The following is a 22,258-nucleotide window of genomic DNA, read 5'->3' as shown; positions in this document are numbered from 1 at the left end:
ATGCACGAGGAACAGCAGCCAGCGGAGCGCGCGCAACACGGGCCCCTCTCCGGGTTCACCGTGGGCGTCACCGCCGCGCGCCGTGCCGACGAGCTGGGGGTACTGCTCCAGCGGCGCGGCGCGGTGGTCGTGCACGCGCCCGCGCTGCGCATCGTGCCCCTCGCCGACGACAGCGAACTGCTCGCCGCGACCAAGGAGTTGATCGACCAGGCACCCGACGTCGTGGTGGCTACGACCGCGATCGGGTTCCGGGGGTGGATCGAGGCCGCCGACGGGTGGGGGCTCGGGGAGGCGCTCCTGGAACGGTTGCGCGGGGTGGAACTGCTCGCGCGCGGGCCCAAGGTCAAAGGGGCGGTGCGTGCGGCAGGGTTGACGGAGGAGTGGTCGCCGTCGTCCGAGTCCATGGCGGAGGTGCTGGACCGGCTGCTGGAGGAGGGTGTCGAGGGGCGCCGGGTCGCGATCCAGCTGCACGGGGAACCGTTGCCCGGGTTCGTGGAATCGTTGCGGGCCGGGGGAGCGGACGTGGTCGTGGTCCCCGTCTACCGGTGGATGCCGCCCGAGGACATCGCCCCGCTGGACCGGCTCCTCGACGCCACGGTCTCCCGCGGCCTGGACGCGCTGACGTTCACCAGCGCACCGGCCGCCGCGTCGCTCCTCTCCCGCGCCGAGACCCGGGGCCTGCTCCCCGAACTCCTCGCCGCCCTGCACCACGAGGTCCTGGCGGCCTGCGTCGGCCCCGTCACCGCCCTCCCGCTCCAGAACCACGGCATCGCCACCGTCCAGCCCGAACGCTTCCGCCTCGGCCCCCTCGTCCAACTCCTCTGCCAGGAACTCCCCGGCCGCGCCCGCGCGTTGCCCATCGCGGGCCACCGCGTGGAGATCCGCGGCCACGCGGTTCTGGTGGACGGCGCGCTACGACCCGTCCCACCGGCCGGCATGTCACTCCTCCGCGCGCTGTCCCGCCGCCCGGGTTGGGTCGTCGCCCGCGCGGAACTCCTCCGCGCTCTCCCCGGCGCCGGCCGCGACGAACACGCCGTAGAAACAGCGATGGCCCGCCTCCGCACAGCACTTGGTTCCCCGAAGCTGATCCAGACGGTGGTGAAACGGGGGTACAGGCTGGCGTTGGATCCGGCGGCCGACTCCAAGTACGCCGACGAGTGAACCGGCGCGAGGGCGGGCCTGCGCGAGGGCGGGCGTAACTGGGGGCTGCGCCCCCAGACCCCCCCCGTCGGCCCTGAACGGGCCTCGTCCTCAAACGCCGGACGGGCTGGATTGTGCGGGCCTGCACTAAAAAGCGAGCGAGCCACCACGAGCTGACCCGGATGCCACAGCCCTGCACCGAGAAGCGAGGCTCCGCAGACTGGATGCCGCCGCCCTGCACCGAGCGCTTACCCGGCACTGAAGGCGCCGCCCTGCGCCAAGAGGCGAGCCCCCGCAGGCTGAATGACCCCGCCCTGCACCGAGAGACCGCCCGGCGCCGAAGGCGCTACCCCGCACCGAGCGCCCACCCGGCACCGAAGGCGCTACTCCGCGCCAAGAGCCCACCCCGCACCGAACCCGCCACCCCACACCAAGCCCCCTCCCCGCACCGACAAACCCCCTGCGCTGAAGGCTCGTCCCGCGCTAAGAAGCGCCCCCACGCCGAAACCCCCCGTACAACACCAGCCCCCGCACCAAACACCCCACCCCCACCGTCGACAACACCGCCCGCACCACGTTCCACCCCACCCACGCCCCCTCGAACCGCTCCCGCGCCACCCCCACATCCCCCGTGTCCGCCAACCCGTCGTTCAGCGGAATATTGAAGGCAACCGTCACCAGAAACGCCAACGCGTACGCGACCGACCCCGCCCACACCCACCCCCGGTACGGCCTCCCGCGCGCCTGCCACGCCGACACCCCCGCCAACACCAACGCCCCCATGAAGCTCAGGAAGAACACCGGGTTCTGGATCACGTCGTTGATGTTGCGCATCACCTCCACGAAGACCCGGTCGTCGCTGCGCGCCAACGCCGGCATGATCGCGCAGGCGAACACGTAGAAGACCCCGGCGATCAACCCCATCGCGACGGTGGCCGCACCCAGTACCCAACCCGTACCGCTCGTGCCCTGTTTCTCTGTCATGCCCTCCAGTCAACGGACAGGGCACCCCGCCGGACATCGCCGAGACGCGCGACCGCATACGCGACCGTCCACGCCGATGTCCACGAGCGCCCCGCACAAGGGGTTACGGCCACGCGAGCGGGCAGGCACTGTAGAGAGAACGGTTTCCCGCAACCGCAACCGCAACCGCGCCCCGCAACCGCAATCGCACCCGGCACCCCTCCTCGCCCCACTCACCCACCCCCACTCACCCCCCCACCGACCGACCCGACGACCGGGGTAATCCCTAGGCGGTGACAGGCACATGGCACTGGGTTCCACCATGGCCCCGTACGAGCTGCGTTTCGACGCCGGGCGGATCTGTCTGGATCTCCTCGCGACCACCCATCCCGAGGAACGGCTCGACGCACCGGAGCCGCTCCGCGCGTGGATCGTCCGATCGGGGCTCGTCCCCGCGGCCACCCCGCTCACGCACGTCGATTCCGGCTGGCTTGTCGGGTTTCGTGAACTACGGGGGCAAGTAGGCCAGTTGGTGCGCAGGAGCACCGGTTCCGACACCCGGGCCTACGACCTCGCCCTCGCCCGCGTCAACGACCTCGCCCGCGCCGCACCCCCCGCCCCCCGTGCCGTACGCGATGAAGAGGGCGTGCTGGTGCGGCAGTTGGACGGGACTCCGGGGTGCGGTGCGCTGCTCGCGGTCATCGCGCGGGACGCCGTGGAACTGCTCACCGATCCCGTCGCGCGGGCCTCGCTGAGGGAGTGCGCGGGGGACAACTGCCCGATCGTTTATCTGGATTCGTCCCGTGGGCGTCGGCGGCGCTGGTGCTCCAGCGAGGTCTGCGGGAACCGCGAAAGAGTGGCCCGGCATCGGCGGCGCGCCGCACTCGCGCGAGCCTGAGAATCCCTTATGCGGCTTCTGTGACGTGAGGGGGCGTCAATTGCCGAAGTGATTTCGACAACAGTGCGTTTCACTTCGGCGAGGCCCGGGCAGCTCTCGTGATCTTGCTCGTGTGGTGGAAATGTAAAGATCGTACGGTGGGAATGTGCACTCATGTCCCGCTCGTCACGTCACTCCACAGAAAACTGTCGCCTCACGTTGAACACTCGCCCACCCGCCCGCGTACCTCTCCCTGAGCGACCGACCGGGGGAACCCCCGGACACCGGAGGTGGGCGTGCGCAAGGATTCCGTCGTGGCCAATGAACACGCACCGAGGGCCCGACATCGCATGTCCCAGTCCTCGGAACCTGATGAGGAGCTGATGCGTGCCCTGTACCGAGAGCACGCCGGACCCTTGCTCGCCTATGTGCTGCGGCTCGTCGCCGGTGACCGGCAACGTGCCGAGGACGTGGTGCAGGAGACGCTCATCCGGGCCTGGAAGAACGCCGGCCAGCTCAACCGGGCGACCGGATCGGTACGACCCTGGCTTGTGACGGTGGCACGGCGCATCGTCATCGACGGTCACCGCAGCCGGCAGGCCCGGCCGCAGGAGGTGGACCCGTCGCCGCTGGAGGTCATCCCCGCGGAGGACGAGATCGACAAGGCGTTGTGGCTGATGACACTGTCGGACGCGCTGGACGACCTGACCCCGGCCCACCGGGAGGTGCTCGTCGAGACGTACTTCAAGGGACGTACCGTCAATGAGGCGGCCGAGACGCTTGGCATCCCCAGTGGCACGGTGCGCTCAAGGGTGTTCTACGCCCTTCGATCGATGAAGCTTGCTCTGGAGGAGCGGGGGGTGACGGCATGAGCATTTACGGGGGATACGGAACGGGTAGTCCTGGTTCCATGCAGGGATCTCAGGGCTCGAACGAACACGAGACCGTCGGCGCCTACGCCCTCGGGATTCTCGATGACGCCGAAGCAACCGCTTTCGAGGCCCATCTCGCCACCTGCGAATGGTGTGCCCAGCAGCTCGACGAGCTGGCCGGGATGGAACCGATGCTGGCGGCGCTCGCGGATCTGCCGGGCACCGGCACCCCTGCGATCGCCGAGTCCCTGGCCGCGAAACCCAGTCCACGGCTGGTGGAGCGGCTGGTCGACGACGTCGGTGAACGGCGGGCCCTGAAGCGCCGGCGCAGTTTCTACATGATCGCCGCCGCGGCGGCCCTGATCATCGCGGGACCGCTGGCCGTCATCGCGGCCAACGGTGGCGACAGCTCGGGCCAGAAGGGCAGCGTGGCCGCGTCGCCCGCCAAGACCACCTTCGACACTTTGTCCGACAAGGTCACGGCGACGGACGCGAGCACCAAGGTCACCGCGACCGTGGCGATGTCCAAGAAGGACTGGGGCACCCTCGGGGTCGTGGAGCTCAAGAACGTCAAGGGCCCGCTGAAGTGCTCCCTGATCGCCGTCGGCAAGAACGGCGAACGCGAGACCATGAGCTCCTGGTCGGTCCCGGCCTGGGGTTACGGCATCGCGAACGCCACCAAGGCCGAGGCCAAGAACCCGCTCTACGCCCAGGGCGGCGCGGCCTTCACACCGAACGAGATCGACCACTTCGAGGTCATGACCTTCGACGGCAAGAAGCTCGTGGCAGTGGACGCGTAAGCACCGGTACAACCGGCCGGTTGTGGTGTGTGGGGCCCGGAACGCGGAAGGTGCGCGTGCCGGGCCCCGCGTCTTTGTCAAGATCCACCGGGCAGGCCCCTCACTACCGAGGCCTTTTTTCGCGTACGGTTGACGGCTGCCCAGCACGTCAGAAGGGGGCCCGGTGGCCGCACAGGCTCAACAGGAGACCGCGCTCGACACGGTGTCCGACAAATCCGCCCAGGATTCACTACGGGACCGGGAGATCAGCGTCGAACAGGCACACCTGGACCGGGTGTACCGGCGGCTCGAAGAGAAGATCCACGAGGCCGAGTTCCTCATGAACGACGCGGCCAAGCGCGGCCAGGTCGGCACGCCCGGCGCGCTCGCCGAACGGGACGCGCAGGTGTTCCGCGCCGGTATCCACCTCAACCGGCTCAACAACGAGTTCGAGGACTTCCTCTTCGGCAGGATCGACCTCCTGCTCGGAGAAGACGGCAAGAAGGGGCCCGACGGCGCCTACACCGCCGTGGAGCCGGCCGAAGGCGCCGTCCGGGAGGACAGCACCGCGGATATCGCCGAGACGCTGCACATCGGCCGTATCGGAGTCCTCGACTCCGAGTACGCGCCCCTCGTCATCGACTGGCGGGCGCCCGCCGCCGCGCCCTTCTACCGGTCGACGCCGGTCGATCCGGGGCGGGTCGTGCGCAGGCGCGTCATCCGGTCCAAGGGACGGCGGGTGCTCGGGGTCGAGGACGACCTGATGCGGCCCCAGCTGACCGCCTTCCTCGACGGCGAGCAGCTGGCCGTCATCGGCGACGGCGCCCTCATGGCCGCGCTCGGCCAGGCCCGCAGCCACACCATGCGCGACATCGTGGCGTCGATCCAGGCCGAGCAGGACCTGGTGATCCGCGCCCCCGCCGCCTCGGTGACGTACGTCGAGGGCGGCCCGGGGACGGGGAAGACCGCCGTCGCGCTGCACCGCGCCGCCTACCTGCTCTACCAGGACAGGCGCCGGTACGCGGGCGGCATCCTCATCGTCTCGCCCACCCCGCTGCTCGTGGCGTACACCGAGGGCGTCCTGCCGTCGCTCGGCGAGGAGGGCCAGGTCGCCATCCGGGCGATCGGTTCGCTCGTCGACGGCGCCGAGGCCACCCTGTACGACTCCCCGGCCGTGGCCCGCGCGAAGGGGTCGTACCGGATGCTCGGGGTGCTACGGAAGGCCGCGCGCGGGGCCCTGGAGCTGAGCGATTCGCCGAACCGGCTGCGGGTCGTCGCCTTCGGGCGCCGCCTCGAACTGGAGGCCGCCGACCTGGAGCGCGTCCGGCAGAGCGCGCTCAGCGGTACGGCCCCGGTCAACATGCTGCGGCCGCGCGCCCGCAAGCTGCTCCTGGACGCCCTGTGGGAGCGCTCCGGTTCGGCGGGCCGGCACACGGACCCCGAACTCGCCGCGGAACTGCGCTCGTCCTTCGACGAGGACATCGCGAGCGAGGACGACTTCATCGCGTTCCTCGACGCCTGGTGGCCCGAACTCACCCCGCGCTCCGTCCTGGCGTCGATGTCCGACGAGCGCAAGCTCGGCCGCTGGGCCCGGCGCATCCTCAACCCCGGCGAGGTCCGCAGGGTCGCCCGCGCGCTGAAGCGGGACGGCCTCTCGGTCCACGACGTGGCCATCCTCGACGAACTCCAGGCGATCCTCGGCACCCCGGCCCGCCCCCGCAAGCGGCGCGACCTGGACCCGCTGGACCAGCTCACCGGCCTCGAAGAGCTGATGCCGACGCGCGAGGAGTCGCAGCGCGAACGGGCCGAGCGGCTCGCCCAGGAGCGCGTCGAGTACGCGCACGTCATCGTCGACGAGGCCCAGGACCTCACCCCGATGCAGTGGCGCATGGTCGGCCGCCGCGGCCGGCACGCCACCTGGACGGTCGTAGGGGACCCGGCCCAGTCCTCCTGGTCCGACCCCGACGAGGCCGCCGAGGCCCGCGACGAGGCCCTCGGCTCCCGCCCCCGCCGCCGCTTCACCCTCACGGTCAACTACCGCAACCCCGCCGAGATCGCGGAGCTGGCGGCGAAGGTCCTGGCCCTGGCGATGCCCGGCTCCGAGTCCCCGTCCGCGGTCCGCTCGACGGGAGTGAAGCCCCACTTCGCCGTCGTACGGAACTCGTTGTCGGAGTCGGTCCGCGCGGAGGCCGCCAGCCTGCTCGACCGGGTCGACGGCACGGTCGGCGTGGTCGTCGCCATGAACCGCCGCGAGGAGGCCCGCCGTTGGCTCACCGGCCTCGGGGACCGGGTCGTGGCCCTCGGCAGCCTGGAGGCCAAGGGACTCGAATACGACGCGACCGTCGTCGTCTCGCCGGCGGAGATCGCCGACGAGTCGCCCGCCGGCCTCAGGGTCCTCTACGTCGCCCTCACCCGCGCGACCCAGCAGCTCACGGTCGTCTCGGCCGAGCGGGACGAACCGGACGCGAACGGGGTGCCGGATCTGCTGAGGGACTGAGCGGACCGGGTCCGATCGAGGGGTGCTTTATATGAACTCTCGGGATGGGAATGGTCTTACGGGATCTGTTTGTTAGCCTGGTATGTGACACCGGCCCGATCCAAGCCCCCGGGCCCAACCTTCGTCGCTCAGAGCGACCACTTGCCGCGAGGCGAGCATGGCGGGTCGGTGTCATTGCTTGTCAGAGAGGTCCCCGTCACGGGAAAAGTGACGGGGGCCTCTTTTTCTCGCGAACAAAACGTTCGCAATCGGGGGCGGCTAACGCCTACCCGGTAGTAGGTGCGACCATCGGAGCGCGTACTCAGCTCAACGGTGAAAGCAGAGGAAGTCGGCCATGGCTACGGCGCCCAGCGTCTCCTACTCGATCACGGTCCGTCTGGAGGTGCCCGCCAGCGGAACGGCGGTATCCCAGATCACCACGGCCGTGGAGTCCCACGGAGGCTCGGTGACCGGCCTCGACGTGACCGCCTCCGGCCACGAGAAGCTCCGCATCGACGTCACCATCGCGGCGTCCTCGACGGCCCACGCCGACGAGATCGTCCAGCAGCTGCGCGGCATCGAGGGCGTCACCCTGGGCAAGGTCTCGGACCGTACGTTCCTCATGCACCTCGGCGGCAAGATCGAGATGCAGTCCAAGCACCCGATCCGCAACCGTGACGACCTCTCCATGATCTACACCCCGGGTGTCGCCCGCGTGTGCATGGCGATCGCGGAGAACCCCGAGGACGCGCGCCGCCTCACCATCAAGCGCAATTCCGTCGCGGTCGTCACCGACGGCTCGGCCGTGCTCGGCCTCGGCAACATCGGCCCGATGGCCGCGCTGCCGGTCATGGAGGGCAAGGCGGCCCTGTTCAAGCGGTTCGCCGGCATCGACGCCTGGCCGCTGTGCCTGGACACCCAGGACACCGACGAGATCGTCGCGATCGTCAAGGCGATCGCCCCGGGCTTCGCCGGCATCAACCTGGAGGACATCTCCGCGCCGCGCTGCTTCGAGATCGAGGCCCGGCTGCGCGAGGCCCTCGACATCCCCGTCTTCCACGACGACCAGCACGGCACCGCGATCGTCGTCCTCGCCGCGCTGACGAACGCGCTGCGGGTCGCCGGCAAGGGCATCGGTGACATCCGGGTCGTCATGTCCGGCGCGGGCGCGGCCGGTACGGCCATCCTCAAGCTGCTGCTCGCCGCCGGCGTCAAGAACGCGGTCGTCGCCGACATCCACGGGGTCGTGCACGCAGACCGCGAGGACCTGGTCGACGCCAAGCCCGACTCGCCGCTGCGCTGGATCGCCGACAACACCAACGTCGAGGGCCTCACGGGCACCCTGAAGGAGGCCGTGCGCGGCGCCGACGTCTTCGTCGGTGTCTCCGCCCCGAACGTCCTCGACGGCGACGACGTGGCCGCGATGGCCGAGGGCGCGATCGTGTTCGCGCTCGCGAACCCCGACCCCGAGGTCGACCCGACGATCGCCCGCCAGACGGCGGCGGTTGTGGCCACGGGCCGCTCGGACTTCCCGAACCAGATCAACAACGTGCTGGTCTTCCCGGGTGTCTTCCGCGGTCTGCTGGACGCGCAGTCCCGCACCGTCAACACCGAGATGATGCTCGCCGCGGCGACCGCACTCGCGAACGTGGTGACCGAGGACGAGCTGAACGCGAACTACATCATCCCCAGCGTCTTCAACGACAAGGTGGCCGGCGCGGTCGCGGGCGCGGTGCGTGACGCGGCGAAGGCGGCGGGAGCGGCGGCGGCCTCGACGGCGACCTCCGCGTCGTAGAACCCCTCGAACGGCGGGTGTGCGGCGGTTGTGAGGATCGCCACGGCCGCTCACCCACCGGCGCGTCGCGGAACCCGGGGCCTTCGGCGGCCGTTTATCGTGGCGGCCAGGTTTCGGGCCTTCCAGGCCCGGCCCTCGCTGCCGGGAGCCGACGGAGCGTCATCACGCAGAGGGCGTGGCGCTCTCCGTGTGACTCCCACGGGTGTTCTCGCGACTCCTACGGGTGCCGGATTGGCTTTCCCGCCGCAGGTAGGGGCAGGATGCGTCTTCGGGCGCGAGGGTCTGGACGACGGACCCGGGTCCGGGGACTCACCGAGGACCCTGGCAGCATCGGCTTCACCGTGCCCGATATGCGGCTCCGCCGCGTGGCACGCCTCAAACGGCAAGAAGAACACGGGAGTAACAACATGAACCGCAGTGAGCTGGTGGCCGCGCTGGCCGACCGTGCCGAGGTGACTCGCAAGGACGCCGACGCCGTTCTGGCCGCGTTCGCCGAGACCGTCGGTGAGATCGTCTCCAAGGGCGACGAGAAGGTCACCATCCCCGGCTTCCTGACCTTCGAGCGCACCCACCGTGCCGCTCGCACCGCGCGCAACCCGCAGACCGGCGACCCGATCAACATCCCCGCCGGTTACAGCGTCAAGGTGTCCGCGGGCTCGAAGCTCAAGGAAGCCGCCAAGGGCAAGTAGTCCTTCGCGTACGCGACGGGATTGCGTACGAGGCTCAGTAACGCGAATGGGGCGGCCACCCGGTCAGGGTGGCCGCCCCATCGTCGTACAACCGGCTCCTAGCCGAGCGCCTTGCCCGGCAACTCCACCTTCGCGCCCAGCTCCACGAGCTTCTCCATGAAGTTCTCGTAGCCGCGGTTGATGAGGTCGATGCCGTGGACGCGGGACGTGCCCTGGGCCGCCAGCGCCGCGATGAGGTACGAGAAGCCGCCGCGGAGGTCGGGGATGACCAGGTCGGCGCCCTGGAGGCGGGTCGGGCCCGAGACGACCGCCGAGTGCAGGAAGTTGCGCTGGCCGAAGCGGCAGTGCGAGCCGCCCAGGCACTCGCGGTAGAGCTGGATGTGCGCGCCCATCTGGTTGAGCGCGGAGGTGAAGCCCAGCCGGGACTCGTAGACCGTCTCGTGCACGATGGACAGGCCCGTCGCCTGCGTGAGGGCGACGACCAGCGGCTGCTGCCAGTCCGTCTGGAAGCCGGGGTGCACGTCCGTTTCGAGCGCGATGGACTTCAACTGGCCGCCGGGGTGCCAGAAGCGGATGCCCTCGTCGTCGATCGCGAAGGCACCGCCCACCTTCCGGTAGGTGTTGAGGAACGTCATCATCGAGCGCTGCTGCGCGCCCTTGACGTAGATGTTGCCCTCGGTCGCCAGCGCCGCCGACGCCCAGGACGCGGCCTCCAGGCGGTCCGGGAGGGCCGCGTGGGTGTAGCCGCCGAGCGAGTCCACACCGGTGATGCGGATCGTGCGGTCGGTGTCCATGGCGATGATCGCGCCCATCTTCTGCAGTACGCAGATGAGGTCCTCGATCTCCGGTTCCACGGCCGCGTTGGCGAGTTCGGTGACGCCCTCCGCCAACACCGCCGTCAGCAGCACCTGTTCGGTCGCGCCGACGGACGGGTACGGCAGCTGGATCTTCGTGCCGCGCAGCCGCTGCGGGGCCTCCAGGTACTGGCCGTCCGCCCGCTTCTCGATCTTCGCGCCGAACTGCCTCAGCACCTCGAAGTGGAAGTCGATCGGCCGGCCGCCGATGTCGCAGCCGCCCAGCCCCGGGATGAACGCGTGCCCGAGCCGGTGCAGCAGCGGACCGCAGAACAGGATCGGGATGCGCGACGAGCCCGCGTGGGCATCGATGTCGGCGACGTTGGCGCTCTCCACGTGCGACGGATCGAGCACCAGCTCGCCCGGCTCCTCACCCGGACGGACCGTCACCCCGTGCAGTTGCAGGAGTCCGCGTACGACACGAACGTCACGGATGTCCGGAACGTTGCGCAGTCGACTTGGCTCACTGCCCAGCAGGGCGGCGACCATGGCCTTGGGTACGAGGTTCTTCGCACCGCGGACACGGATCTCGCCCTCCAGCGGGGTTCCGCCGTGGACAAGCAGTACGTCGTCTGAGCCGTTGACGGTCATGAATCTCGCGTTCCGTGGAGTTGGGCAGGGCCGAAGGGACAGAGTAATCGCCGCCCACCCCCCTCCTGTAAGCCCAAGGAGCACCCAGCCACGTCATAGCTGTGTCACAACACGAACCGTTCTCAATCGGGCACATGGGGTCACGGGGCGGGGGTGTGCGCTTCGGACGCTTCGGTGCGCCCTGAGCTGCATGCACTCTGGTACCCGCATTGCCTCCCCCATCACGGGGAAGATGCGGGATCATGTCAGGCATGACCGAGGTGTCCTCGCTCACAGGGCGGTTGCTCGTGGCAACACCCGCCCTGGCGGACCCGAACTTCGACCGCGCGGTGGTGCTCCTTCTCGACCACGACGAGGAGGGCTCCCTCGGTGTCGTCCTCAACCGCCCGACCCCGGTGGACGTCGGCGACATCCTGGAGGGCTGGGCGGATCTCGCCGGCGAGCCGGGAGTCGTCTTCCAGGGCGGCCCGGTCCAGCTGGACTCGGCCCTCGGCGTCGCCGTCATCCCGGGCGGCGCGACCGGCGAGAGCACCCCGCTCGGCTGGCGGCGCGTGCACGGCGCGATCGGACTCGTCGACCTGGAGGCGCCGCCGGAGCTGCTCGCCTCGGCGCTCGGCTCGCTGCGGATCTTCGCCGGGTACGCCGGCTGGGGGCCGGGGCAGCTGGAGAACGAACTGGTGGAGGGCGCCTGGTACGTCGTCGAGTCGGAGCCCGGTGACGTGTCCTCGCCGTCCCCGGAGAGACTCTGGCGCGAGGTGCTGCGCCGCCAGCGCAGCGAGCTGGCGATGGTGGCGACGTATCCGGACGACCCGTCCCTGAACTGATCCCCGAACTGAACGACCCTTCGCGGAACTGATGCCCGTGAGCTTCAGTACCCTTGGCACTATGAGCACTCTTGAGCCCGAGCGCGGGACTGGTACGGGGACCCTCGTAGAGCCGACGCCCCAGGTGTCGCACGGCGACGGGGACCATGAGCGCTTCGCCCATTACGTCCAGAAGGACAAGATCATGGCGAGCGCCCTCGACGGCACTCCCGTGGTGGCGTTGTGCGGCAAGGTCTGGGTACCGGGGCGCGACCCGAAGAAGTACCCGGTGTGTCCCATGTGCAAGGAGATCTACGAGTCCATGGGCTCGGGCGGGGACGGCGACAAGGGCAAGGGCGGCGACAAGTAGCCGTTCGGCCGGTCTGACTTCTCAAGGCCCTCAGGGCGCACTTCGGTGTGCTCTGAGGGCCTTTTGCGTGTCACGAAGTGGTTGAGACCTCTTGTGGCCGCGTTCATCTACTCCTTAATCTCCGTGGTGTTGTGCAGAGCGAAACGCCCATTGCATATGTTGCAACGCACGCCCGGATTCCCGGAGGAACGCTCCATGAAGCTCGCCCCCCGATTCGCCGTACTCGTGGCGGCCGCCGCTGTCGTCGCCGGCTGCGCGCCCCAGACCTCCGACAACTCGTCCTCCGACAAGGACGACCAGAGCGGCACCCTGCGGGTGTGGCTCTTCCAGGAGGTCGGCAACGATCCGAAGGCGAAGGTCGTCGACTCCGTGGTCGCCGCCTTCGAGAAGGCGCACAAGGACACCGAGGTCGACGTCGAGTACATCCCGATCGACACCCGCGCCCAGCGCGTCAAGGCCGCCTTCAACGACCCGAAGTCCGCGCCCGACGTCATGGAGTACGGCAACACCGACACGGCCGGCTATGTGAAGGACGGCGGACTCCTCGACGTCACCAAGGACTTCGGCGCGTGGAGCGAGGCCAAGGACACCGACCCGACCGCGAAGCAGTCCGTCACGGTCGACGGCAAGCTGTACGGCTCCCCGTTCTACGTCGGCGTCCGCGCCCTTTACTACCGCACCGACGTCTTCAAGGACCTGGGCCTCCAACCCCCCAAGACCATGGCCGAGTTGGCCACCACCGCCCGGAAGATCCACAAGGCGAAGTCCGACCTCTACGGCCTTGTCGTCGGCGGCGCCTACACGTACGGCGCGATGCCCTTCGTCTGGGCCAACGGCGGCGAACTCGCCACGGCCAAGGGGGGTTCGGGGGGTTCGTACACCTCCGCGATCGACAGTGCCGCCGCCCAGAAGGGCATCAAGGCCTACACCTCGCTGTTCACCAGCGACAACTGTCCCGCCGCCAAGTGCGCGGTGATGGGCGGCAACGACACGATCACCGCGTTCGCGGCCGGCAAGGCGGGCATGGCGATCGGGGGCGACTTCAGCCACACGGCTGTCGAGGCGGGCAAGGTCAAGGGCAAGTACGCGGTCGTGCCGTTGCCCGGAGTCGCGTCCGGGTCTGTCGCTCCCGCGTTCGCCGGAGGTAACAACATCGGTGTCCTGAAGAGCACTTCGCACCGCACGCTCGCGGTGGACCTGATGGAGCAGCTCACCTCGAAGACGACCCAGGCGTCCATGTTCGACGCGATGGGGTTCCTGCCGACGTTCACCGACGTCCGGGACGCGGCTGCGGCGAAGGTGCCGTTCGAGAAGCCGTTCGTGCAGACCCTGGCCGCCGGCACGAAGTTCGTTCCCGCGTCGCCGGGTTGGTCCGAGATCGACTCCTCGCTGGTGCTGCCGACGATGCTGCAGGAGGTCATCAGCGGGAAGAAGAGTGTGGCTGCGGCTTCGGGGGATGCGGCGAAGAAGATGAACTCCGCGTTCAGCTCCGCGGGTTGAGCGGATGGCGCCTAATAGCTCGTTGACTGCGGACCGTTCGCGAGTGCGGGTTCGCCGTGGCCGATCGCGCAGTTCCCCGCGCCCCCAAGGGGGTTGGGGTGTGCCTTGGTTGTATCTCGCCCCCGCTCTGGTCGTCCTTGGTGGGTTGCTGGTCTACCCGATTTACCAGCTCGGGCTGATCTCGTTCTTCCAGTACACGCAGGCCCAGGTCAGTGGTGGGGAACCGACGACCTTCAAGGGGTTCGGGAACTACTCGGAGTTGTTCTCGGACAGTCAGTTCTGGCAGGTGCTGTTGTCGACCGTGTTGTTCGCGGGGGCCTGCGTGGTCTCGACGCTCGCCGTCGGGTGTGCGCTCGCGGTGTTGCTCACGCGGGTGCGGGCCGTGCCCCGACTCGTGCTGATGCTGGCCGCGTTGGGGGCGTGGGCGACACCGGCGGTGACGGGTTCGACGGTCTGGCTGCTGCTCTTCGACCCGGACTTCGGGCCGGTGAACCGGATCCTCGGCCTCGGGGACCACTCCTGGACGTACGGACGGTTCAGCGCGTTCTTCCTCGTCCTGCTCGAAGTGGTGTGGTGCTCCTTCCCGTTCGTGATGGTGACGGTCTACGCCGGGATCCGCGCCGTGCCCTCCGAGGTGCTGGAGGCCGCCGCGCTGGACGGGGCCTCGCAGTGGCGGATCTGGCGGTCCGTCCTCACGCCGATGCTGCGGCCGATTCTGACCGTCGTCACCATTCAGTCCGTCATCTGGGACTTCAAGGTCTTCACCCAGATCTACGTCATGACCAACGGCGGCGGCATCGCGGGCCAGAACCTCGTACTGAACGTGTACGCCTACCAACAGGCGTTCGCGTCCTCGAAGTACAGCCTCGGCTCGGCGATCGGGGTCCTCATGCTGCTGATGCTGCTCGCCGTCACGCTGGTCTATCTGCGCCTGCTGCGCAGGCAGGGGGAGGAGCTGTGAGTCTGCTTCGCGGTCTGGTACGACGGCCCTGGCGGCTCGCCGCCGAGGCCTCGGCGCTGCTGATCGCGGTCGTCGTTGCCTTCCCCCTCTATTGGATGGTGCTCAGCGCCTTCAAACCGGCCGGGGAGATCGAGTCGAGCGAGCCCCGGCCGTGGACGCTCGCGCCCTCTCTGGACTCGTTCCGGCGGGTGTTCGGGCAGCAGGAATTCGGCCGTTACTTCGTCAACAGCCTTGTCGTGGCGGGCTCGGTGGTCATCGTCTCGGCGCTGATCGCCTTTCTCGCCGCGACGGCGGTGACGCGATTCCGGTTCCGCTTCCGGACCACCCTCCTGATCATGTTCCTGGTGGCCCAGATGGTGCCCGTGGAAGCGCTGACGATCCCCCTGTTCTTCACCATGCGGGGGCTCGGGCTGCTGAACACGCTGGGGTCGCTGATCCTGCCCCAGATCGCGTTCTCGCTGCCGTTCGCGATCTGGATGCTGCGGGGGTTCGTGAAAGCCGTACCGGACGCGCTGGAGGAGGCCGCGTACATCGACGGGGCGAGCCGGACGCGATTCCTGTGGCAGATCCTTTTCCCGCTCGTCTTCCCGGGGCTGGTCGCCACGAGCGTGTTTTCCTTCATCTCGGCCTGGAACGACTTCCTCTTCGCCAAGTCCTTCATCATCAGCGACACTTCCCAGTCGACCCTGCCGATGGCCCTCCTTGTCTTCTACAAGCCGGACGATCCTGACTGGGGCGGGGTCATGGCGGCCTCCACGGTGATGACGATTCCGGTGCTGGTGTTCTTCGTACTCGTACAGCGACGTCTGGTCTCGGGGCTGGGCGGAGCGGTTAAGGACTGACGTGACTTCACAGACGGAACTGATTCCGGCGCCGAGCAGCGTCGCGCACGCACTGCCCGGCGGGGGCGTGGGCTACGTCCTCGACGCGGGGACCGAGATCGACGCGGGCCCCGGCACCGAGCGGGTGGCGCAGTGGCTGCGGGCCACCGTCGGCGCGGCGACCGGACTGCCCCTGCCACCTCACCGGGACAGCGGAAACCGCATCATGCTGCGCGTCGGCCCGGGGGAGTCCGACGACCCGGAGGCGTACACCCTGATCGTCGACGGGTACCTGGTCCACCTCTGGGGGGCCGATGAACCCGGGCTGTTCTACGCCGCCCAGACCCTCCGTCAACTCCTCGGCCCCGAAGCCTTCCGCCGCGCCCCAGTCACCGCCAAGCGGCGCTGGGAAGTACCCGCGGTCAGCATCCGCGACGCGCCCCGTTTCCCCTGGCGCGGCCTCATGCTCGACGTCGCCCGGCACTTCATGCCCAAGGAAGGCGTCCTGCGCTACCTGGATCTGATGGCGGCGCACAAACTCAACGTCTTCCACTTCCACCTGACGGACGATCAGGGCTGGCGCGTACAGATCAAGCGGTACCCGAAGCTGACCGAGATCGGCTCCTGGCGGGCGCGCACGAAATTCGGCCACCGTGCCTCACCGCTGTGGGACGACAAGCCCCACGGCGGCTACTACACGCAGGACGACATCCGCGAGATCGTCGCCTACGCCGCCGAGCGGCATATCACCGTGGTCCCCGAAATCGACGTACCGGGACACTCGCAGGCCGCCATCGCCGCGTATCCGGAACTCGGCAACACCGACGTCATCACTGCATCGATCAAGGGGGGCAACTCCCTCTCCGTCTGGGACACCTGGGGCATCAACCCGAACGTACTCGCCCCCACTGACAACACCCTGCGCTTCTACGAGGGGGTGTTCGAGGAACTCCTGGAGCTGTTCCCCTCGGAGTTCATTCACGTCGGCGGCGACGAATGCCTCAAGGACCAGTGGAAGCAGTCGCCGACCGCGCAGGCGCGCATCGAGGAACTCGGGCTCGCGGACGAGGACGAGTTGCAGTCGTGGTTCATCGGACACTTCGACAAGTGGCTCTCCGCGCGCGGGAGAAGGCTCGTCGGGTGGGACGAGATCCTGGAGGGCGGGCTCGCGGACGGGGCCGTGGTGTCGTCCTGGCGTGGGTACGAGGGCGGGATCACCGCCGCCCGCGCGGGGCACGACGTCGTCATGTGCCCCGAACAGCACGTGTACTTGGACTGGCGGCAGGCCCCCGGCGAGGACGAGCCCGTGCCGATCGCCCATGTGCGCACCCTGGAGGACGTCTACCGCTTCGAGCCGGTTCCGGAGCAGCTCAGCGAGGCCGAGGCCCGTCATGTGCTGGGTGCGCAGGCCAACGTGTGGACCGAGGTGATGGAGGATCACGCACGCGTGGACTACCAGACGTTCCCCCGGCTCGCGGCCTTCGCCGAGGTCGCCTGGAGCGCTCTTCCGGCGCCCGCGGAACGGGACTTCGCCGACTTCGAGCGCCGCATGGCCGCCCACTACCCGCGCCTCGACGCCCTGGGGGTCGCCTACCGTCCGCCCACCGGACCACTGCCGTGGCAGCGACGCCCCGGAGTGCTCGGCCGACCCAAGGACGGCCCGCCCCCGAACGCGTAGAACCCGTAAGGGAAAAAGGCCCCACGAGTCACCGTTGAGTGGCAATCCGCGCGTACCGGTGATGCCGTGCGAAAACGGACCATCTCCCTGATGAGACGGGCGAATGCCTCCTAGCGGACCCCCGCGCTCGGGTCTTGCGAAGATGTGCCAGAGTTGCCACGTCCGCCCTGTCAGCACGTACCGTACGGCAGCAACAGGTGGGACCAGGTGGGGCAGCGGGAAGGGGCAGCCGGTTTGACCACGCACGCACCGCAGGCGGGGCAGTCCGTCACGCTGCCCACGACGCTGGACGAGGCCGTGGCGGCGCTCACGGCCCTGCCCACGGCCGTCCCGGTGGCCGGTGGCACCGACCTCATGGCGGCCGTCAACTCGGGCCAGCTGAGGCCCAGCGCGCTGGTCGGTCTCGGGCGGATCAGCGAGATCCGCGGCTGGCAGTACCAGGACGGGCACGCGCTGCTCGGCGCGGGGCTCACGCATGCCCGGATGGGGCGCCCCGACTTCGCCGCCCTCATCCCGGCGCTCGCCGCCTCCGCGCGTGCCGCGGGCCCGCCGCAGATCCGCAACGCGGGCACCCTGGGCGGCAACATCGCCTCGGCCGCGCCCACCGGGGACGCGCTGCCCGTACTGGCCGCCCTGGAGGCGACGCTGATCATCGCGGGCCAGGACGGAGCCCGCCGGGAGATCCCGGTGTCGCACCTCTTGGCCGGCGTGGAGATGCTGCGCGGCGGCGAACTCATCGGCTTCGTGCGCGTGCCGCTGCTGCACGCCCCGCAGGTCTTCCTGAAGGCCACCGGCAGGACCGGCCCCGGGCGCTCGGTCGCGTCCGTCGCGGTCGTCCTCGACCCCGCCCGGCGCGGGGTCAGGTGCGCCGTCGGAGCCATAGCGCCGATGCCGCTCAGACCGCTGGACGCCGAACAGTGGGTGGCCCGGCTGATCGACTGGGACAACAGCCGCACGATCGTCCCCGAGGCCCTGAGCGCCTTCGGGGAGTACGTCGCCGCGGCCTGCATCCCCGACCCGGTACCGGCCGAGGACGGCTCCGTGGAACAGCTTCCGCCCGCGGTACTGCACCTGCGGCGCACCGTCGCCGCACTGGCCCGACGAGCACTCGGGAGGGCGCTGTCGTGACCGACGACCAGCACGGAGAGGGCGCCCCTCAGGGCGGCGGACGCTGGGACCCGCTGCCCCAGGGCGACTACGACGACGGCGCCACGGCCTTCGTGAAACTCCCCGAAGGGGGCATCGACGCCCTCCTGGCCGCCCCGGGGCACGGCTATGTGCCGCCGCCCATCACGGCCACCCCCGCCCCGGACGCCGACCCCTCGGGCACCGGCTCCTGGGCGATTCCCGCCGAGGGCGTCCAGTGGCCCGACCCGAACGCCGCAGGGCAGCAGGGGACGGCCGGGGGAGACCAGTTCTCGTACCGCCCCGGGTCCACCGGCCAGTGGACCTTCCAGGACACCAACGCGCCGGACGCGGGCGCCGCTCCCGGTCGCGACGTGACCGGGGAGTGGTCGATCCCCGTCGCCGGCGGTGATCTCCCGGACGAATCGGGCGAGTTCACCACCTCGGCCCTGGTCGAGCAGTGGGGCGGCACCCCGCCGGCCACCCTGCCCGGCGGCGCCCCCGCGCCCTGGGCGACGGACGGCGCGGGCCAGAACTGGGCGCAGCAGGCGTCGGACACCGGAGTGGTGGAGCGGCCCGGCGAGCACACCGACGGACGCGGCCTGGAGCACCCGGCCGACCGGTCCGGTACGCACACCACCGGCGAGGTGTCGGCACGGGCCGCCACCCGGCCGCCCGCCGAGGCGACCCGGCAGCCGTACGGCGAACCCGGCGACCCGTACGCGCACACCCGGTCCGAAGCACCCGGCGACCCCTACGGCGACGCGCGCGCCGACCGTCACGACGACACCGCCGCCGAACTCGCCGTGGACGACGCACAGCCGGCTCATGGGAGCGGTGGGGCGGGCGACGACGGCGAAGGGTCCGCGGAGGGCGCTGAGGGGCCCGCTGGAGCGTCCGCGGCGGTCGACGCGGCCGAGGGTGCCGACGACGCACCGGAGGTCGCTGAGACGCCCGTGACGGCCGTCGAACCCGACGCGCCGGACGAGGCCGCCGAACCGGCCCCGAAGATCCCCGGCGAGGAACACCCGCTCGCCTCCTACGTGTTGCGCGTCAACGGCGCCGACCGGCCCGTCACCGACGCCTGGATCGGCGAGTCCCTGCTCTACGTGCTGCGCGAACGCCTCGGCCTCGCGGGCGCCAAGGACGGCTGCTCGCAGGGCGAGTGCGGCGCCTGCAACGTCCAGGTCGACGGACGGCTCGTCGCCTCCTGCCTGGTGCCCGCGGTCACCGCCGCCGGCTCCGAGGTCCGTACGGTCGAGGGTCTCGCCGTCGAGGGTCAGCCCTCGGACGTGCAGCGGGCGCTCGCCAAGTGCGGTGCCGTGCAGTGCGGTTTCTGCGTGCCCGGCATGGCGATGACCGTGCACGACCTCCTGGAGGGCAACCCCGCGCCCACCGAACTGGAGGCGCGCCAGGCCCTGTGCGGCAACCTGTGCCGCTGCTCCGGCTACCGGGGTGTCCTGGACGCCGTACAGGAAGTCGTCGCCGAACGCGAGGCGCACGCCGCTGCCGCCGAACCTGAGTCGGACGGCGACGAGGCGCGTATTCCCCACCAGGCGGGTCCCGGGGGCGGTGGCGTCCACCAGTCGGCGTTCGAGTCCCCGCGTACGCAGGACCAGGTCTACGGCCAGGACGGAGGTCAGGCGTGAGCAACGAAGCCGCCACCGCGACCACGGAGGCCGCGCCCGCCCCGGAGCTGCCGGGCCACGGCCTGGGCGCCTCGCTCCCGGCCGCCGACGCCCGCGCGAAGACCGAGGGCACCTTCCCGTACGCGGCCGACCTGTGGGCCGAGGGCCTGCTCTGGGCGGCCGTCCTGCGCTCGCCGCACCCGCACGCGCGCATCGTGTCCGTCGACACGTCCCACGCGCGGGACATGCCCGGCGTCCGGGCCGTCATCACCCACGAGGACGTCCCGGGCCGGGACCGCTACGGCCGGGGCACCGCCGACCGCCCGGTGTTCGCCTCCGAGGTCGTGCGCCACCACGGGGAGCCCATCGCCGCGGTCGCCGCCGACCACCCCGACACCGCGCGGATGGCCGCCGCGGCCATCATGGTCGAGTACGAAGTACTCGACCCGGTGACCGACCCCGAGCAGGCCTTCGAGGCCGAACCGCTGCACCCCGACGGCAACCTGATCCGGCACATCCCGCTGCGCCACGGCGACCCGGACGCGACCGCCGACATCGTCGTGGAGGGCCTGTACCGCATCGGCCGCCAGGACCCCGCCCCCATCGGCGCCGAGGCCGGTCTCGCCGTGCCCCGTCCCGACGGCGGCGTCGAGCTGTACATCGCCTCCACGGACCCGCACAACGACCGCGACACGGCCGCCGCCTGCTTCGGCCTGGAGTCCGACCGCGTGAAGGTCGTCGTCACCGGCGTCCCCGGGGCCACCGCCGACCGCGAGGACCAGGGCTTCCAACTCCCGCTCGGACTGCTGGCGTTGAAGACCGGCTGCCCGGTCAAACTCACCGCCACGCGCGAGGAGTCCTTCCTCGGCCACACCCACCGCCACCCCACGCTCCTGCGCTACCGCCACCACGCCGACGAGGACGGCCGGCTCGTCAAGGTCGAGGCCCAGGTGCTGCTCGACGCGGGCGCCTACGCCGACACCTCCTCGGAGGCCCTGGCCGCCGCCGTCTCCTTCGCCTGCGGCCCGTACGTGGTCCCGAACGCCTTCATCGAGGGCTGGGCCGTGCGCACCAACAACCCGCCCTCGGGGCACGTCCGGGGCGAGGGCGCCATGCAGGTCTGCGCCGCCTACGAGGCGCAGATGGACAAGCTCGCCAAGAAGCTCGCCATGGACCCGGCCGAGCTGCGCCTTCGCAACGCCATGGCCACCGGGGACGTCCTCCCCACCGGCCAGACGGTGACCTGCCCGGCGCCGGTCGCCGAACTCCTCCAGGCCGTACGGGACTTCCCGCTGCCGCAGCTCCCCAAGGACACCCCCGAGGACGAGTGGCTGCTGCCCGGCGGCCCCGAGGGCGCGGGCGAACCGGGCGCGGTGCGCCGGGGCGTCGGCTACGCCCTAGGCATGGTGCACATGCTCGGCGCCGAGGGCGCGGACGAGGTCTCCACGGCCACCGTGAAGGTCCACGACGGCATCGCGACCGTGCTCTGCGCGGCCGTGGAGACCGGCCAGGGCTTCACCACGCTGGCCCGGCAGATCGTCCAGGAGACCCTCGGCATCGACGAGGTGCACGTCGCTCCTGTCGACACCGATCAGCCGCCCGCCGGCCCTGGTTGCCGAGGACGTCATACCTGGGTATCAGGCGGCGCTGTCGAACGGGCCGCGAAAATGGTCCGCACCCAGCTTCTCCAGCCCCTGGCGCACAAGTTCGGGATGTCGACCGAGCTGCTCCAGATCACCGACGGCAAGATCACCTCCTACGACGGCGTCCTCTCGACGACCGTCACCGAGGCCCTGGACGGCAAGGAACTCTGGGCCACCGCCCAGTGCCGCCCGCACCCGACCGAGCCCCTGGACGAGGCGGGCCAGGGCGACGCCTTCGTAGGGCTCGCCTTCTGCGCGATCCGCGCGGTCGTCGACGTGGACATCGAGTTGGGCTCGGTCCGGGTCGTCGAGCTGGCCCTCGCCCAGGACGTCGGCCGCATCCTGAACCCGACCCAGCTGGTCGCCCGTATCGAGGGCGGCGTCACCCAGGGCGTCGGCATCGCGCTGACGGAGAACCTGCGCACCGCGCGCGGGTTGATCCGCCACCCCGACCTCACGGGGTACGCCCTGCCCACCGCCCTGGACGCCCCCGACATCCGGATCGTGAAACTCGTCGAGGAACGTGACGTGGTCGCTCCCTTCGGGGCGAAGGCGGTCAGCGCGGTACCGGTGGTCACGTCCCCGGCGGCGATCGCGTCCGCGGTGCGCGCGGCGACGGGCCGTCCGGTGAACCGACTGCCGATCCGCCCGCAGGCGGCGGTGGTGACGAACAGCGGTCCCTACGGGCAGTAG

18 protein-coding genes are annotated in these 22,258 nt (G+C 70.3%); 16 read left to right on the top strand and 2 right to left on the bottom strand.

Going from position 1 to position 22,258, the window contains the following annotated elements:
• Positions 1 to 1,161, top strand: a complete 1,161-nt coding sequence (locus OG407_RS21140; protein ID WP_405860203.1) for a uroporphyrinogen-III synthase — start codon at positions 1 to 3, stop codon at positions 1,159 to 1,161.
• Positions 1,162 to 1,623: 462 nt separating this feature from the next.
• Here OG407_RS21140 and OG407_RS21135 read toward each other — a convergent pair whose 3' ends face one another.
• Positions 1,624 to 2,124, bottom strand: a complete 501-nt coding sequence (locus OG407_RS21135) for a DUF1772 domain-containing protein (RefSeq protein ID WP_405860201.1) — start codon at positions 2,122 to 2,124, stop codon at positions 1,624 to 1,626.
• A gap of 283 nt (positions 2,125 to 2,407) precedes the next feature.
• On the opposite strand from OG407_RS21135, the gene OG407_RS21130 reads away from it, so the two are divergent.
• The 6 genes from OG407_RS21130 (at position 2,408) to OG407_RS21105 (ending at position 9,591) form a co-directional block, all read left to right on the top strand.
• Positions 2,408 to 3,001: a CGNR zinc finger domain-containing protein gene (locus OG407_RS21130; RefSeq protein ID WP_405860199.1), complete on the top strand. Its 594-nt coding sequence runs from the start codon at positions 2,408 to 2,410 to the stop codon at positions 2,999 to 3,001.
• A gap of 329 nt (positions 3,002 to 3,330) precedes the next feature.
• Positions 3,331 to 3,852, top strand: coding sequence for a sigma-70 family RNA polymerase sigma factor (locus tag OG407_RS21125; protein ID WP_019056398.1), 522 nt, complete (start codon positions 3,331 to 3,333; stop codon positions 3,850 to 3,852).
• A gap of 38 nt (positions 3,853 to 3,890) precedes the next feature.
• Positions 3,891 to 4,652, top strand: coding sequence for an anti-sigma factor family protein (locus OG407_RS21120; RefSeq protein ID WP_405860197.1), 762 nt, complete (start codon positions 3,891 to 3,893; stop codon positions 4,650 to 4,652).
• Positions 4,653 to 4,815: 163 nt separating this feature from the next.
• Positions 4,816 to 7,128, top strand: coding sequence for a HelD family protein (locus OG407_RS21115; RefSeq protein ID WP_405860195.1), 2,313 nt, complete (start codon positions 4,816 to 4,818; stop codon positions 7,126 to 7,128).
• 334 nt (positions 7,129 to 7,462) lie between these two features.
• Positions 7,463 to 8,902, top strand: coding sequence for an NAD-dependent malic enzyme (locus tag OG407_RS21110; RefSeq protein ID WP_365308217.1), 1,440 nt, complete (start codon positions 7,463 to 7,465; stop codon positions 8,900 to 8,902).
• A gap of 407 nt (positions 8,903 to 9,309) precedes the next feature.
• Positions 9,310 to 9,591 (top strand): HU family DNA-binding protein, encoded by a 282-nt coding sequence (locus OG407_RS21105; RefSeq protein ID WP_019056394.1) that lies wholly within the window; start codon positions 9,310 to 9,312, stop codon positions 9,589 to 9,591.
• A 98-nt stretch (positions 9,592 to 9,689) separates the two neighbouring features.
• Here OG407_RS21105 and murA read toward each other — a convergent pair whose 3' ends face one another.
• A complete protein-coding gene (murA, locus tag OG407_RS21100; RefSeq protein WP_033286008.1) occupies positions 9,690 to 11,036 on the bottom strand; it encodes a UDP-N-acetylglucosamine 1-carboxyvinyltransferase in 1,347 nt (448 codons plus the stop codon).
• Between the two features lie 251 nt (positions 11,037 to 11,287).
• On the opposite strand from murA, the gene OG407_RS21095 reads away from it, so the two are divergent.
• From OG407_RS21095 to OG407_RS21055, 9 genes are all read left to right on the top strand, one after another.
• Positions 11,288 to 11,860 carry a YqgE/AlgH family protein gene (locus OG407_RS21095; protein WP_318016633.1) on the top strand — a complete coding sequence of 191 codons (573 nt, stop codon included), beginning with the start codon at positions 11,288 to 11,290 and terminating at the stop codon, positions 11,858 to 11,860.
• A gap of 61 nt (positions 11,861 to 11,921) precedes the next feature.
• Positions 11,922 to 12,209, top strand: a complete 288-nt coding sequence (locus tag OG407_RS21090; protein WP_026178118.1) for a DUF3039 domain-containing protein — start codon at positions 11,922 to 11,924, stop codon at positions 12,207 to 12,209.
• A 195-nt stretch (positions 12,210 to 12,404) separates the two neighbouring features.
• Entirely contained in the window at positions 12,405 to 13,709 is a 1,305-nt protein-coding gene (locus OG407_RS21085) for an extracellular solute-binding protein (RefSeq protein WP_405860192.1), read from the top strand.
• 4 nt (positions 13,710 to 13,713) lie between these two features.
• Positions 13,714 to 14,670: a carbohydrate ABC transporter permease gene (locus OG407_RS21080; RefSeq protein WP_405860190.1), complete on the top strand. Its 957-nt coding sequence runs from the start codon at positions 13,714 to 13,716 to the stop codon at positions 14,668 to 14,670.
• Positions 14,667 to 15,512, top strand: coding sequence for a carbohydrate ABC transporter permease (locus OG407_RS21075; protein WP_043679376.1), 846 nt, complete (start codon positions 14,667 to 14,669; stop codon positions 15,510 to 15,512). Before OG407_RS21080 ends, OG407_RS21075 begins: the two co-directional genes overlap by 4 nt.
• A gap of 1 nt (position 15,513) precedes the next feature.
• Entirely contained in the window at positions 15,514 to 17,169 is a 1,656-nt protein-coding gene (locus OG407_RS21070; protein WP_405860188.1) for a beta-N-acetylhexosaminidase, read from the top strand.
• A gap of 234 nt (positions 17,170 to 17,403) precedes the next feature.
• Entirely contained in the window at positions 17,404 to 18,297 is an 894-nt protein-coding gene (locus tag OG407_RS21065; protein ID WP_019056386.1) for a xanthine dehydrogenase family protein subunit M, read from the top strand.
• Positions 18,294 to 19,943 carry a 2Fe-2S iron-sulfur cluster-binding protein gene (locus OG407_RS21060; protein ID WP_405860186.1) on the top strand — a complete coding sequence of 550 codons (1,650 nt, stop codon included), beginning with the start codon at positions 18,294 to 18,296 and terminating at the stop codon, positions 19,941 to 19,943. The genes OG407_RS21065 and OG407_RS21060 overlap by 4 nt, the downstream gene beginning before the upstream one ends.
• Positions 19,940 to 22,258: a xanthine dehydrogenase family protein molybdopterin-binding subunit gene (locus tag OG407_RS21055; protein ID WP_405860184.1), complete on the top strand. Its 2,319-nt coding sequence runs from the start codon at positions 19,940 to 19,942 to the stop codon at positions 22,256 to 22,258. Before OG407_RS21060 ends, OG407_RS21055 begins: the two co-directional genes overlap by 4 nt.

The organism is Streptomyces sp. NBC_01515 (genome assembly GCF_045040345.1).
Classification (GTDB): Bacteria; Actinomycetota; Actinomycetes; order Streptomycetales; family Streptomycetaceae; genus Streptomyces.
This window is presented reverse-complemented; position numbering and strand designations above follow the sequence as displayed.

Bases quoted from the DNA above. Each gene is read 5' to 3' on its own strand.
- OG407_RS21090 (WP_026178118.1), top strand. From the start codon at position 11,922: ATGAGCACTCTTGAGCCCGAGCGCGGGACTGGTACGGGGACCCTCGTA.
- OG407_RS21140 (WP_405860203.1), top strand. From the start codon at position 1: ATGCACGAGGAACAGCAGCCAGCGGAGCGCGCGCAACACGGGCCCCTC.
- OG407_RS21080 (WP_405860190.1), top strand. From the start codon at position 13,714: ATGGCGCCTAATAGCTCGTTGACTGCGGACCGTTCGCGAGTGCGGGTT.
- OG407_RS21110 (WP_365308217.1), top strand. From the start codon at position 7,463: ATGGCTACGGCGCCCAGCGTCTCCTACTCGATCACGGTCCGTCTGGAG.
- OG407_RS21120 (WP_405860197.1), top strand. From the start codon at position 3,891: ATGCAGGGATCTCAGGGCTCGAACGAACACGAGACCGTCGGCGCCTAC.
- murA (WP_033286008.1), bottom strand. From the start codon at position 11,036: ATGACCGTCAACGGCTCAGACGACGTACTGCTTGTCCACGGCGGAACC.
- OG407_RS21095 (WP_318016633.1), top strand. From the start codon at position 11,288: ATGACCGAGGTGTCCTCGCTCACAGGGCGGTTGCTCGTGGCAACACCC.
- OG407_RS21130 (WP_405860199.1), top strand. From the start codon at position 2,408: ATGGCACTGGGTTCCACCATGGCCCCGTACGAGCTGCGTTTCGACGCC.
- OG407_RS21085 (WP_405860192.1), top strand. From the start codon at position 12,405: ATGAAGCTCGCCCCCCGATTCGCCGTACTCGTGGCGGCCGCCGCTGTC.
- OG407_RS21125 (WP_019056398.1), top strand. From the start codon at position 3,331: ATGTCCCAGTCCTCGGAACCTGATGAGGAGCTGATGCGTGCCCTGTAC.
- OG407_RS21135 (WP_405860201.1), bottom strand. From the start codon at position 2,124: ATGACAGAGAAACAGGGCACGAGCGGTACGGGTTGGGTACTGGGTGCG.
- OG407_RS21105 (WP_019056394.1), top strand. From the start codon at position 9,310: ATGAACCGCAGTGAGCTGGTGGCCGCGCTGGCCGACCGTGCCGAGGTG.